8 protein-coding genes are annotated in these 14,331 nt (G+C 57.4%); 6 read left to right on the plus strand and 2 right to left on the minus strand.

Translation table 11 applies throughout. The features are described from left to right. Nucleotides 1–112 precede the first annotated feature (112 nt). From J4772_RS34745 to J4772_RS34770, 6 genes are all read left to right on the plus strand, one after another. Complete coding sequence (locus tag J4772_RS34745) at nucleotides 113–1,540, plus strand: ABC transporter substrate-binding protein (RefSeq protein ID WP_209073368.1); 1,428 nt, start codon at nucleotides 113–115, stop codon at nucleotides 1,538–1,540. A gap of 80 nt (nucleotides 1,541–1,620) precedes the next feature. Beyond that, complete coding sequence (locus J4772_RS34750) at nucleotides 1,621–2,538, plus strand: carbohydrate ABC transporter permease (protein ID WP_116064756.1); 918 nt, start codon at nucleotides 1,621–1,623, stop codon at nucleotides 2,536–2,538. Beyond that, nucleotides 2,531–3,361, plus strand: coding sequence for a carbohydrate ABC transporter permease (locus tag J4772_RS34755; RefSeq protein WP_116064755.1), 831 nt, complete (start codon nucleotides 2,531–2,533; stop codon nucleotides 3,359–3,361). The genes J4772_RS34750 and J4772_RS34755 overlap by 8 nt, the downstream gene beginning before the upstream one ends. 4 nt (nucleotides 3,362–3,365) lie before the next feature. Beyond that, nucleotides 3,366–5,741, plus strand: a complete 2,376-nt coding sequence (locus tag J4772_RS34760; RefSeq protein WP_209073369.1) for a glycoside hydrolase family protein — start codon at nucleotides 3,366–3,368, stop codon at nucleotides 5,739–5,741. A gap of 23 nt (nucleotides 5,742–5,764) precedes the next feature. Further along, a complete protein-coding gene (locus J4772_RS34765) occupies nucleotides 5,765–8,545 on the plus strand; it encodes a GH32 C-terminal domain-containing protein (protein WP_209073370.1) in 2,781 nt (926 codons plus the stop codon). Nucleotides 8,546–8,875: 330 nt separating this feature from the next. Next, on the plus strand, nucleotides 8,876–10,786 hold the full coding sequence (locus tag J4772_RS34770; protein ID WP_209073371.1) for a ubiquitin-like protein: 1,911 nt from the start codon (nucleotides 8,876–8,878) through the stop codon (nucleotides 10,784–10,786). 421 nt (nucleotides 10,787–11,207) lie between these two features. Here the strand turns inward: J4772_RS34770 and J4772_RS34775 are convergent, their stop codons facing one another. Further along, nucleotides 11,208–12,956, minus strand: a complete 1,749-nt coding sequence (locus J4772_RS34775) for a DUF4434 domain-containing protein (protein ID WP_209073372.1) — start codon at nucleotides 12,954–12,956, stop codon at nucleotides 11,208–11,210. 19 nt (nucleotides 12,957–12,975) lie between these two features. Further along, nucleotides 12,976–14,307: an ADP-ribosylglycohydrolase family protein gene (locus J4772_RS34780; protein ID WP_209073373.1), complete on the minus strand. Its 1,332-nt coding sequence runs from the start codon at nucleotides 14,305–14,307 to the stop codon at nucleotides 12,976–12,978. Between the last annotated feature and the right edge of the window lie 24 nt (nucleotides 14,308–14,331).

A 14,331-nucleotide genomic window follows, 5' to 3' on the forward strand; every position in this document is an offset into this window, starting at 1 on the left:
AATATAACGTTTTCCTCGTTGACACGGATTCGCGAGCGGGCTTATAATCGCCTCAGGAAATGTGACAACGTAGTCACAAACCAATCAGAAAAACAAACGGAGGGTTTCACGTATGAACAAAGTATGGAAAAGCGGGTCCGCCGGTCTGCTGCTTACGGCAATGCTTGTTGTGAGCGCTTGCAGCAGCAACGGCAACGAGGCGGGTTCCGCCTCGCCTTCGGCCGCCCCATCGACTCCGAGCGCAAGCGAGACCGGAAGCGCAGCTCCGTCCGCCGCCCCGCTCAAAGGCAAGATCAATCTGGTCATGTGGCACCAGCCGACGATCGACGCGGTCAACGCGGAGATCGAAAACTACAAGAAGCTTCATCCCGAGGTCGACATCGAGATCATCTTCTCCGCGTTCGACCAGTATTACACAACAATCCAGACCCAGCTGATCGGCGGCGGCGCTCCCGTCGGCATCGGCGTCAGCCCGGAGACGACCCAGATGCTCGCCAAGTACCTTGAGCCTCTGACTCCGTACTTTGAGGAAGAAAATCCGTACACGAAGCAGTCGTGGAAGCAGGATTACGTCCCCAACGCGTTCGAGATCGGCAAGAGCGGCACGAACGACGTCTGGATGGTCGGCGTAGCCGGCGCAGTCAACACGGGCGTCTGGTATAACAAAAAGATACTCGACGAAGCCGGAGTAGCCGTTCCGACGACATGGGAAGAGCTTATGGCCGCACAGAAAACGATCAAGGACAGCGGACAGATCGCCTGGAGCGAGCAGCTCGTCGCGAACTTTAAGGGCGATTGGTACAATTGGCAGTTGAACTACGGCTTTAACCTCGACGACTGGATGAAGCTGGACACGCTTGTTCCGGACGGACGGGTTTCGCAGATGGAAGTCGTGCGCGGCATCAAGAAGGGCGAGATCGACTTGAAGAGCGAGAAGGTCAAAGCGATGTTCGCGGAATGGAAAAAGTGGGTCGAAGCCGGCTGGCCGGAAAACTTCAGCTCCGACTGGGGCTGGTACGACGCGTTCGTCTCCGGTAAAGCCGCCTTCTTCCTGGGCGGAAGCTGGGACACTCCGGGCTTCGTTCAGAACATCAAGGATTTCGAATTCGGTCATTTCTCGCTTCCGAACCCCGGCAACCCGTCGGACCCGATCGACATGGCCAATCTCGGCGGAGCCTGGGGGCTGAACAAAGCGGCGACGCCCGAGCAGAAAGCGATCTTCATCGACTTCATGCGCTTCCTTTCCCAGCCGGACGTGCATAAGCGCGCCGTCGAGGCGCAGGGCATGCTGCCCGTCGTTCAGGGAGTCGAGCTGAGCGATCCCGTCATGAATGCCTGGGCGCAGGACGCCAAGTTCAACGTCTCCAAAATTCAGGCGATCTCTCTGGACAATGAGCTGGCCTCCAAATTCCTGAGCTATTCCCAAGCTTTTCTGACAGGCGGGGATTTGGACGGATTCGTCGACAAATACGCCTCCATCTATCAGGAAGCGGCGGAACGGCTCATCACGCAAAACAAATGGGACACGACTCAGTGGTAACGCAATAGCGGCTTAGAATGTGCACAGGCTCCTTGTCCGTCAGGGAGCCTGTGCATAAGCATCGATGAAGGGGTGGTCCCATGCAAGGCACTCGCGGCTTCTCGGCCGATGGCCTGCTGCGCAAGCTGGCCAAGAGCGGCAAAGGTTATTTGCTTATTCTGCCTACGTTCGCTCTGATTCTCGTTTTTTCCTATTATCCGTTCCTGCAGGCGCTGCACAAGTCGTTCTTCCATTGGGACGGCCAGTCTACGAGCTTCGCGGGGCTGGACAACTACAAGCGCATGTTTACCGGCGACGCCGAGCTCGGCAAAGCGGCGCGCAATCAAATCGTCATCACCGTCGTATCGATTCTGAAGATCGTAACACTCCCTCTGCTCGTCGCCAGACTGATGTTCGCGCTGACTTCGGGCTGGGCGACTCGAACCTACCGGATCATGCTGCTGCTGCCAATGACGGTTCCCTGGATCGTGATGGGCTACGTATGGAAAAACATGTACGCTCCGAAAGGTGTATTCAACACGCTGTTCGCCCAGCTCGGACTGGAATCGTGGGCGCACAACTGGCTGGGTGATCCGTCGATGGCGCTCGGCTCGGTGCTGTTTATCGGCTTTCCCTGGGCAGGCGGAATCGCCTTCCTGATCTATCTGGCCGGCTTTCAGGGCATCGACTCGTCCCTGCTTGAATCGGCCAGATTGGACGGCGCGGGGTTCTGGCGGCGTTTTCTCTCGATCGAGCTGCCGCTTGTCCAGACGCAGACGCGCATCCTGCTCGTGCTGACCGTACTCGACTCGCTGAAGAGCTACGGGTTTCTGATCTTCCTGACGAACGGCGGTCCCGCTTACGCCACTTTGTCTCCCGGGGTATGGATCTACCAAAACTCGTTTGTCTTCCTGCGGTTCGGCTACGCCTCCGCCATCGGCGTCGTGCTGCTGCTCGTATCCGCTCTGCTGTCCTGGCTCATGATCCGGCTGACGAAAAGGGGGGATCTCCATGACTAACCTGACCAAGCGACTGCTGCTCGGCGCCAACCACCTGACGCTGTGGATCATCTGTCTGCTCAGCGTATATCCTTTCGTATTTCTGTTCGTTTCCTCGTATAAGTCCGACGTGCAAATTTTCAGCAGCTGGTGGTCCGTTTTCCCCGGAGAATATTACTGGAGCAATTACAGCCATGCCTGGGACGTGATTGACAAATACATGGTCAATTCCGTACTGATCACGCTGCTGTCGGTCGTCGGAGTCGTCATCCTGTCCACGCTGACCGGATACGCCTTCGCGAAAATGTATTTCTGGGGCAAGGAGGTTCTGTTCGTTCTCCTGTTCCTGCTGATGCTGATTCCCGATATTTTGACGCTGGCCCCTTCCTTCGTGCTCTACAAATCGCTCGGGCTGCTTAACAACTGGCTCGTGCTTCTGATCCCGTATATCACCGGAGGACAGATCATCGGCATCTTCATCATGCGCAACTATATCGAGGGCATGCCTCGGGAGATTTTCGAATCGGCGCGCATTGACGGAGCATCCGAGCTTCAAGTGTTCTGGTCGATCATCCTGCCACTCACCCGCTCCATGGCCGTGACGGTTGCAATCTTGACCGCTGTCGGTGTGTGGAACGACTACGTCTGGCCGCTGATTACGATCAGCGAGGACGGCTTGCGCACGGTGGCGATCGGGCTGCAATATTTTACGACCCAGTATCAAACCAAAGTCGGCTATCTGATGGCGGGAAACGTCATTTCGGCTATCCCGATCTTGCTGCTGTTCGTATTCGGAACCAAGTATTTCGTCCAGGGCGTTATGTCCGGTTCGGTGAAGGGGTGACAGCATGAAAGCGCGTTTCGGCGCTTGCGGCGTTGCCTTGGCGCTCTTCACCTTTCTTTTGTCGGCCTGCAGCAGCGATACCAACGAAAACAAGAATTGCGACTCGGGGGACAAAACGCCCTTCCTCTTAGGCTCTCCCGCCTGGAAGTGGGAACGGCTCGGAGGAAGCTGGACAGAGCGGCAAGACGGCTCGTTCGGTCAGTCCGACTCGTCCGGTACGGCGATCTCGGTTGCCGGGGAGGAGATATGGGCGGACTACGAGCTCCGCTCCTCCGTCGCGCTGACCGGCGGCGAGTTTCAAGCCGGGATTCTGTTTCGCTACGCTTCGCCCGAAGATTACTACTATTTGATCGTCCGCAGCGAATCTTTCGTCTATCCGTCTCCCACGCTGGAGCTGTTTCGCAAGGTTCAAGGCATCGCAGCGTCCATCGGTTTCGCCGAGCTGAACGTACCTGATAGAGAAGCGCTGCCCCTCCGCATCGAAGCGGCCGGCGATCGCATTCGCGTGTATGCGGGCGACGGGGAGCAACCTCTCATCGAAACGAGAGACGCAGCCATTACACAAGGAAAAGCGGGGGTGCTCACATTGATGTCTGAAGCCGAATTCGGCCCGACCGAGGTTTCGCCGATCGTTCCGTTCTATACCGCTCCGCAGCCTGGAGAGGAAGCTGACGGAAAGCTCTGGAGCGTATCCCGATCCGGCGACGTCTACGATCGTTCTTTCACGGCTCCTTCGTCCGGGGAGCTCGACATTGCCGGAGATGCCGCCCTGCTGACGCATGGGAGCGCAGGTTCCTTCATTAAGATCAGCGTACTGTTGAACGATCAAATCGTATGGCCTTTAGCGGGGATGGAGGCCGCATGGCACGGCGAACAGTCGGAGCCCGAGGCTTGCGCGGTCCGGTTCCGACTGCCGGTCGAGGCCGGAGATCGCGTCACGTTCCGGATCGAGGGCGATTCCCCGGAGAAGAGCGTCTCATGGACTCCCTCTCTTTCTTACGGAGAGCTGCCAACCGTTCCGCTCCATTTCAGGCATTCCGAGCATGAGATCGGAGACGTCCATCCCTACTTCGCCGAGGACGGTACGCTAAACATGTACTATCTCCAGCCCGGGGGCGGCTACGAAGCGGCGCTGCTCACCTCGCGCGACATGCTGCGTTATGAGGAGGCTTCGCTGACGTTGAAAAGAGACGCTGCTGTCTCTCCGGTCAAGCCGTGGTTCGTTCTTGGCGTCTTCTACGACGAGCAGGCGGGCGTCTACCGCAGCTACTCCGGCACGGACGGCAATGTGATGCGCAGCGCCTACAGCACGGATCTGCAAACCTGGTACGCTGCCGGCTCGGAGTACGACATTCCTCCTCAGCCGGGATACGCGGTTCAACGCGATCCGTTCGTGTTCCGCAACGAGGACGACGGCCAATACTGGGCCGTCATGACCTGCCGCAAAGGCGGCGATCAGAACGGACCCGAAGGCTCCGTCTGCTATGCGGTGTCTCCCGATCTGAAGAGCTGGACCGGGATGGGCGATCTGTACGCTCCGGGAAATATCGGAGACCCGGAAGTGCCGCAGATGTTCAAGCATGAAGGAAAGTGGTACTTGATCTTCAGCGTATACGATCACCGAGTCGGTCCGACGACCAGCCTTGTCGCCGATTCGCCTCACGGTCCTTGGCTGGAGGCGGACAAGCAGCTGCTGGACGGAGAGGATTTGGCCGCCGCCCAGATCGCGTTTCCGAAGGGCGGCCATCCGCTGCTGTTCGGCTGGATTCCGCTGCGGGACGTCGAAACGATCGGCTACCAGCATTGGGGAGGCGACATTGCCCTTCCCCGAGAGCTCGTGCGACGTCCGGACGGTTTGTTCGACGTCAGGCTCCCCGATTCCGTCGGCCAAGCCATTCGCGGCGGACGCTTGCCGCTTCCTGCGACGCTAGATACGGCTCCCTCGGCCATTGGAAATTTGGAGGCCGCTTTTCCGGGGCGTTACGACCGCTTCGATCTCTCGTTTGAGTGGCAGCCATCGGACTCAGATGCCGTTGGAGGCGTGCGTATTGTGAGCGACGGCTCCGAGCGGCCGGTCACGGTCGAATTGGACCCGGCCGACGGAAAGCTGCGCATCCGCAGCGACGACGTCGTGCACAGCGAGCTGCAGCTTGAACTTGGTTCAACTGAAGCTGTACGGGCGCGGCTCATCGTGGAAAACGACATCGCGGAGCTGTTCGTCAACGAACGCTACGCTTTGGCCGCCCGGTTGATGGAGCCTGTTCGCCAAGCCACGCTCTCTCTTTTCGATTCCGGAGATGCGGCCGTCTCGCCTTCCGGGTCCGTTTTTAGCGCCGCCAAGCTTTACAGATTGCTAGGCCGGCAAGAGTTGGCCCAATAAATCGAAGATTCGGAGGAACGAATATGTTCGGTTACCGGAAAGCCATCAAGCTTCTTCTAGTTGCAGGTTTGGGCTTCTCCCTCGCTTCCTTCGCGCCCGAGCGCGTATCGGCAAGCGGATGGACGGGTCAAAGCTTTACGGCTTCGGATGCGTTCAGAACCGGAGTGCAGGGCGTTGACGGATGGATTTACGAGGATTGGAACGGGAGCGACTACGCTCCGATGGCTTACGAGGACGCAAGCTTTCGCGCCTGGCAGGGACGAAGCGGCTACAGCCTGATCGGGTGGAACAGCCCGGACACGCTGCATCCCGGCACGGCCACCGATACGGCGCTCACCTTCGAAGCGCCCGCCGACGGCCAGGTGTCGATCGCAGGCAAAGTGCGCAAGCGCGACCTGAACGGCGGGGATGGCGTGCAAGCGCGAATCTTGAAGAACGGGACGCAGATCTGGCCGACTTCGGGCTGGCAGAGCATCGCCTATAACGACGCCGTCGGCGTCAACCATTCGCTTAGTGTCCAGGTGACCCGCGGAGATCGGCTGCGCTTCGTGCTGAATCGCAACGGCAACATCAATAATGACAGCACCTATTGGGACCCTAACGTTGCCTATTCGTCCTCCGACGCTCCGGATCGTCCCGTAGTAACCGGCGTGGCAGACGGCGGCGCATATCCTTCTGCGGCCCCTTCCTGGACCGATCCGAACGGAACGACTTCGTACGCTACGTTGGCCAAGGATGGCGGCGCTCCCGCCGCCTTCACCAGCGGCTCTTCGATTACGGCGTCCGGAAGATATGTGCTGGAGATCGTCGCCGAACGAACGGTATCGGGGAACGTGTTCTCGTCTTCGGCCAAAATCCGCTTCAGCATCGGCACAGGGCTGAAAAGCCGGTTCGTCGCTTCCGAAGGTTATTCGTCCTCAATGCAAGGAACCGACCACTGGTTTTACCGAGATTGGGATGGCTCGACCTATGCGCCCATGACCTATGATTCTTCAGGTTTTCATGCCTGGCTCGGCCGCAGCTCCTACGCCTTGATCGGCTGGAACGGCGCGGACACCGTTCATCCCGGATCGTCCACCGATACGGTTCGCGCATTCGTCAGCCCGATGGAAGGGACCGTAAACATCACGGGAGCGATACGCAAACGCGACCTGAGCGGAGGGGACGGGGTGCAAGCCCGGATTCTAAAAAACGGGACGCAGATCTGGCCGGCCTCCGGCTGGCAAAGTATCTCCTACAAGGATAGCGTCGGGATCAATCCTGGGGTGTTGACCTATGTGCAGCCCGGAGATGAAATCCGCTTCGTGCTGAACCGCAAGTCGTCGATCGACAACGACTCGACGTATTGGGACCCCCAGATCGATTATCGATCGGGAGGTTCGGGAATCAAGCTGCATTACAAGCACCCCTCCCACTATATCGGAGACGTTCATCCTTTCTGGGAAAACGGAACGCTGTATCTCTATTATTTGAAGCCCGGCGCCTTCGAGCCTGCGCTGGTGACGACGACCGACTATAAAAGCTGGCAGCCGGTTGCCTTGACCCATTCGGGTTCCGCTCCCTACCAGAACTACTATGCGCTTGGCGTGTTCAAGGACGGCAGCGTCTATCGCAGCTATTACGGCAACGGTACCGAAATGAAGGGAAGCGAAAGCTTGGATCTGACGGAGTGGAGCAATGCTTCCTCAGCGTATGATATCGCCAACTCCATGACGCCTTATACGGCCGGAGCCCGCGATCCTTATGTGTTCTGGGACGCCGACGCCGGCGTCTACCGGATGGTCAGCTCGGTGTATCGCTCCAACCAGGATTGGGGCATAGGCTCGGGCATGGACGTGTCCATCGCACTGACCAGCTCCGTCGGCAGCTCGCTCACGAGCTGGGGAACCCAGACCGATCTGATCCGGTTCCCGAATACCGGCATCCCTGTCGGCTCGGCTCAGGAGCCCGAGGTCGCACAAATGTTCAAGCTGGGCAACCGATGGTACTTGATGGCCAGCATCGCCCGTCAGACCCCGCATTGGGTCGGCGGCCCGACGTACTGGATCGGCGATCCGAATACCGCCATCGACGCCGACGACTGGGCGTCCAAAACCGCCCATACCCTAGAAGGCGAAGACTTGGCGGCGGCGCAGGTGTTCTACGACGGCGCGAAATGGATTATGCTCGGCTGGATTCCGCAGCAGGCGACCGGCAACGCTTGGGGCGGACATATCGGCTTTCCGAGGGAGCTGTACGCCCTTCCGGGAGGCATGCTGGGCGTCAAGCTGGAAACGACCTTCTCTTCCGCGATCCGCGGCGGAGAGCTATACGGAGGCGTAAGCAGCCCTTCTGCGGAAACGGGAAGCTGGACGTTCGGCTCCGGCGCGTTCTCCTCCTCCGGCTCCGGTTTTTCCATTGCCAAGCTTCCGGGGGATTACAGCCGCTTCGACGCAGAGATGACGTTGTCCATGTCAGGCAGCGCCGACCGCGCCGGCCTTCTGATCGACAAAGGCGCGACGTCGCCTTACGGCTTTGAAATCTCCCTGGATAAGGCCAACAGCCTGATCAGGGTACGACGCGATACGACCGGAACGGGCAATTGGACGAACTTCAGCCAGATCCCGGTCGCAGCCGGAGACTTGGACGGCACGAATACGCTGCGCCTGATCTCCGAAGGCGACATCCTGGAAGTGTTCGTGAACGACAAGTACGCGCTGGCGGCCCGCATCTCCAAATCGCTCGACAGCTCCGATATCCGGCTGTTCTCTTCCGGCGGGGGAGCGACGTTCGGCAATGTCAAAGTCTATGAGCTGAATGAGTAAAAACGAGTCTCGCATATAAAAAAAGCTGTCTTTGAAGCGATCGCTTTCGCTTCGAGACAGCTTTTTTCGTCTAGGGCGTGTATGCAAACCCGCTCAGGGGCATCTTTCACCTCCCCTGCTTCGTCACTTTTGCTTGACGTACCCCGGTACGCCTTCACAAAAGTCCCTTGCATGGAACGAAAATTCGGCCAAATCTACTATCCTCGGAGTATGCATACACGCCCTAGAAAAATCGACAAATTTTTCTCCGAGAGCAGCTTGGCTATAGTAAAATAAACCAGTGACGCGCAAAAGCAGTCTATTCTATCTCGACAGGGGGAAAATCGTTAAATGAGAAAACGAAGTCCTTATGCGCTGACGATGGCGCTCATTTTACTGTTTACGCTCGCTTTTCCGACCTCGGCCTTTGCCATGCAAGTGTTCGTCAAGACGCTGACGGGAAAGACGATAGCCATTGAGACTGAGTCGAGTGATTCGATTCAGCAAGTGAAACAAAAAATCCAGGATAAGGAGGGCATACCAACCGATCGGCAACGGTTGATTTTCGCGGGCAAGGAGCTTGTAGACGGCCGTACTCTGGCCGACTATAATATCCAGAAGGAATCGACGCTTCATCTGGTGCTCCGGCCTAGTGTCGCGAATACGGAATTCGAGACGGAGAGGAACACGGATCTCGTCTTCCTGGCATCCGATTTTACGGCTCACTACGCTTCATCACTCACGCCCGCTATGGATCGAGTCCGGTTCGCAACGGTAACCGACGCGGTGTATGGAACGCTGTACTTAGACAGCGTAGCCGTTCAACTTAACCAAATAATTCCCGTTTCGGAGCTGGACGGGCTGATCTATCGTCCGGCTGCCGATACAAGCGACACCGCGACTTTCGAATGGTTCGGCGGAAACGGTTCGGCCGAGGAAGTGCCGGTGACATTCACCGTTCGTACGCTCCCCCCTCAACCAAGCTCCAATGCGGATCTGGAGAGCTTAACGCTGTCGTCCGGCGAACTCGTTCCCGCATTCTCGCCCTCTATCAAGGAATACGAAGCGACAGTTGCTTGCGCAACGAATTCTCTGATACTGACAGCCGCTACGGCCGATACCGGCGCCACCTTGGTGATCAACGGAAGATCGGCGACCAGCGGAGCCGAGGTATCCATCACCTTGACGAGCGAGTCTGTCGATATCCCTATCGTCGTCACGGCCGCGAACGGGGTCAAGACAAGCCAATATCACATCAAGGTTCGCAAAAACTGCGATGCACCCGTCTGGCCGGTTGGCTCTGTGCTCAGCTTCTCCGATATATCGAAGAACGGGGTTTCTTTAAGTTGGCCGGAAGCTGCCGATTCTTCTCCGATTGTCGGCTATCGGATTTACAAGGGCGAGTCGCTCGAAACGTCCGTAACCGGCAGCGTATATCGCTATAATGCCACGGGACTTACCGAGAGTACCGAATATGCCTTTGCCGTTGTCGCCTACGATAGTTACGGCAACGATAGCGCCGAGCTTAGAGGCACTGTCCGCACCAGCAGCAGTTCCTCGTCATCTCCTTCCGACGGCGGGACCTCTCCGTCGCCGGGAAGCGAACAACCGACAGAGACGGAACAACCCTCGACTTCCAAGCCCGAGAAGCCAAGTGAACCCGGCACGCCCGAACAACCTGGCGATCCCGGCTCTTCCGCGAAAACATTTTCGGATATTGCCGGACATTGGGCAGAAGTCGAAATTAAGCTAGCTGCGGCAATGGGCATTGTCCAGGGCTATCCGGACGGCTCTTTCCGCCCGGATCGTCTGATCTCGCGGGCCGAATTCATTGTTATGCTGATCAACGCCCTCGCTGCAGAGCTTCCCGAGCCGAGCCGCGACTCGCCGGCGTTCAAAGACCGGCAGCTGTTCGGCACCTGGGCGCTCACGGCTATCGACCGCGCCTACCTTGTCCGGCTGATCGAAGGCTATCCTAGCGGCAACTTCCGGCCTCGGCGCGAGATGACCCAGACCGAAATCGCCGCCGTAGTCGCCAGAGCTTTCCGGTTCCCGGCGAGTTCCGCCTCCGATACCGGATTCGCAGAGACGGCTCGAATTCCGGATTGGGCCCGCGATGCCGTACTGGCCGTCCTCCGCGAAGGCATCCGAATCGAACGAAACGGGACTACATTCGACCCTGACGGGAATGCAACCCGGGCCGAAGCCGTGGTTATGCTGTTGAATCTGCTGAATCGGCTAACGGAAAAAGCGAGCGAATAACTACTCATAATTCAGAACTTTACTCTGAAGGAAAAGGGGCTGTCTCATAGGGAACTTTTACTGCGGATCTATCTATTGCACACAAAAGTTTACGCAGGGAAATTAGCCGGAAAATCGTACAAAGTAACTTGAATCAGACTTAAAACGAGAATGTTTGTTCGGAAAATCGTACAAAGTAGCTTGAATCGGACTCAAATTGTGGAGGTTTGTAGGGAAAACGGTACAAAGTTGACCAAATTCAAGGGTTGTATGTCGCTTAAGCGTCGTCGATGATTATACGGATCACTACACTGCCTCATACGCTCCTGAAATCACATTGTAACGGGTTTACCCATTCAAATTTCAGGAGCGTATAGCATCAGAGGGAGGTTTATTATCGATTATCTTGCAGAGCAACTTAAAGTGCCTATGAGACAGCCCTTTACCTGATCTCTATTTCGTCCATAAAGCTCCAGGCGCCAGCGCTGTCGACTTCTATCCTGACGTAGCGGCCGGCAGTGTTGGACATACCTTGCAGCTTGTATTCGTAAGTCTGCGAATCCGTAGAGGCGTTGTCCGGCTTCGCAAGCTCTCCGATTTTCGTGAAGCTGGCGTTATCGTCCGAGACGAAGTAAGCGACCGATTGCGGTAGAATGATCCCTACCGGAAGATCCTGCAGAAACCCGACGCTCACCTCCGTCAAGCTCCTGAGGCTTCCCAAATCGACGGTGACGGAATACGGCTCGGCCAAGTATCTTCCCTGCCATGCGGCATGAGCGTAAGTGCTGTCGGCCCGAATGCCGTCAGTCAACTCCATGGCGTCCGTGTCCGGATAGTTGGCATGAGCCGGCTCGCTTGCCGAATAAGGCCGATTCGCCGCCAGATTCTCCAGACGCTGCGGCGTCGTTACGATTAAGCCGTCGGAGCGTTCCGATTCGTTGCCTGCCGCATCGACGGAACTCACTTGATACGTGTATTCGGTCTGCGGCTCCGCCGATCTGTCGGCAAAGAAGGTCGTCTGGTTCAAGGATGCGTTAAGCAGGACATCGTTACGGTATATTCGATAGCCGACTACCCCCGGATCTTGAACCGGAGACCATTCTAGCCTTACGGTCGCCGAGTTGTCCGTTAACGCCGACAGGTCTGCAGGGGCGGGAGGCGCTTCGAATTCCACAAGGCCGGTCCGAACGTAATTGACGTATGCCCGATGGTAGGCAGCCTTGCCGACGTTAGGGCTGTAATAATGGCTGTAAGCGAAAGTGATAATGCCGTCGACATAGGGCTGCACCCCCTTCAGTTGGTCCACGAAACGGGAGATCGGCGCGCTTGACCAGTCGCGATGATCGAATGTCTCCGCGTCGGACCAGAACTTCAGTCCTTTCTTCGTATTAACAGCTTGACGCAGCGCTTTGAACCATTCCGTAAAATTGTCCATGTTTAATCCGCCGGCCCCAACGCTGTCCTGCGGAGCGAAGATGTCGCCCTTGCGAAAATCCGTCATCTTGAACATGTTGATCCACATCTGCTTGTAGGCTTCCGGTTCCCCGATGGCGGCGTTCATGAAGGGACACAGCATGAAGGGCAGACGAGCGTTCAATTGGTTCACATGACGCAAATTGAGGTTGATCGCATCCGCCAGCGCCCGCTGATCCGCGCTCGTCGGGAAATTCAAATTGTCGACTTCCCACACCCAGTACCAGCCGTAGAACGCCTTCCGGTATTTACGGTAATATTTTTTGTACAGCTCGTCGGCAATCAGATTGCCCTCTTCCATTTTGGCGTTCAGCCATTGAGGGTCTCGCGCCGATTTGCTCCACCAGTCCCCGTCGAAGTTCAGCCCAAGGAAAACCTTGAAGCCCGCTTTCTCCGCGTTCCGCAAAATATTGTCGACCAGATCGGGATACCCCGGCTCCATTTCGAACCGATCGGACGGATAGATCGTCTGCGTCGGTCCGCCGCCTGAGCTGTAGCCGGTAGGCGCCAAAATGATATAGCGCATTCCCGCTTCCTTCAGATACTTGAACTCGCTTTGCCATCGGGCGTCATCCCACGTTCTGACCAGCTCTTTCTGAATGAACGTGCCTTGCGCGATCGGCCTGCCTTTCTTGCTTCCGGCGCTCGCGTATGAAGCATCGAAAAAAGACAGCGAAAGCAGAATCAATGTCAACATCGCCAAGATTGCTTTTTTCACGGACCTTCTCCCCCATCTCTTATCCTTGAATAAGTTTTGGTAAAGCCGCCATGCGCTTCGCTAGCCGTGCGATCGATCCTTCCGTGAACGTACCCATGCTCGTGATAATTTTGTCGCCAAAAGGCGCCAGCCAGCGTTGATCCAGCCCGTCGGGCCCGAAATAAGCGCCCAGAATCGATCCGGCCGTCGCGCCGAAGCTATCCGTATCGTTGCCCTGGCTAACCTGCTTGCAGATGCCGTCCCCGATGCTCTCTGCAAAGCGCAGCGTATTAATCAGCGTCCCGATTTCCTGATAAACGCAGCAGGCCGAATATTCCTTGTATTTGTTATGAACTCGGTAATAACCGTCTGTCCAGTCGGTCGCCCGGCCGATTTCCTCCAGCGAATCCGCGGCGATTTTGTAGAACCGGCTCCGCTGCGGCACGAACTTGAGGGCCGTCTCGAAAATACCGAGACGATCGGATACGACCGGCGCTGCCGCGATCGCCGCCGCGACGAACATCGTCCCGTAGATGCCCGTGCGCCGGTGCGTCCAGCTGGCGTCCCGCCAGGCCAATTCGGCGGCCAGCTCCGGCTTGCCCAAGCAGGCATAGCCGTAGGCGTCGGCCCTAATAAGCGCACCGCATAACTCTTCGCCGGGGTTCAGGAAATCGGGCCAATCTTCGACGTTCAGCTCCGGCTGAGGCTGCAAGGATTCGAGCCCCGCCTTCAGCAGCATGCCCCGCTCCGGTCCCCAGGTTTGATGGATCGGCAAATAGTCGAGCCACAGCTTACGGATGTCATCCTTGGAGAAACCGGTTCCGTGTTTTTCCAGCAGTAGCATGCCCATGATCGTATACGTAATGTCGTCGTCCGGCGCGACGAAGGCAATTCGCTCGCGGACGGTCTCCGTCCACGAGATGTTGCGGCGGCCATAGACGTCCAGCATGCGTTCGGAAATATAATCGTTCAGCGGCCATTCGCCGATCTCCTCCAGCGCTTGGCGGACATCGTCCAGCGTGGCGAACGGATATTCTTCGATCGGCTTGCCCAGCATGCAGCCGCACAAAGACGATAGAAATGCCGTCTCCGCGCGAGCCGCTCGCTCGGTCTCCGTCAATGAACCGATTTCCATGGGGCGCGACGGATCCGATTCGGCCCGGATCTTGTCCAGATCGCTCGGCTCCGAGTAGGGCCAATCCTCGCGAAGAGGGAGCTTGACGAGCTGCGCGGCGAATTCCGCCAATGCGTCGTAGCTGTCCGGCAGAGCCGCCAGACGGTCCAGCAGCCCTTCGACTTGGTGGCCTTGCTGCTGCTTGTTCGAGATAACGCCCTGTAGTTGGCCTCGCAGTATGGGGTAAGACGGAAGCATAGAGTCATCCTCAACCTTTCTCGG

The sequence above is a fragment of the Cohnella sp. LGH genome (genome assembly GCF_017671885.1).
In the GTDB taxonomy this organism is placed as follows: domain Bacteria; phylum Bacillota; class Bacilli; order Paenibacillales; family Paenibacillaceae; genus Cohnella; species Cohnella phaseoli.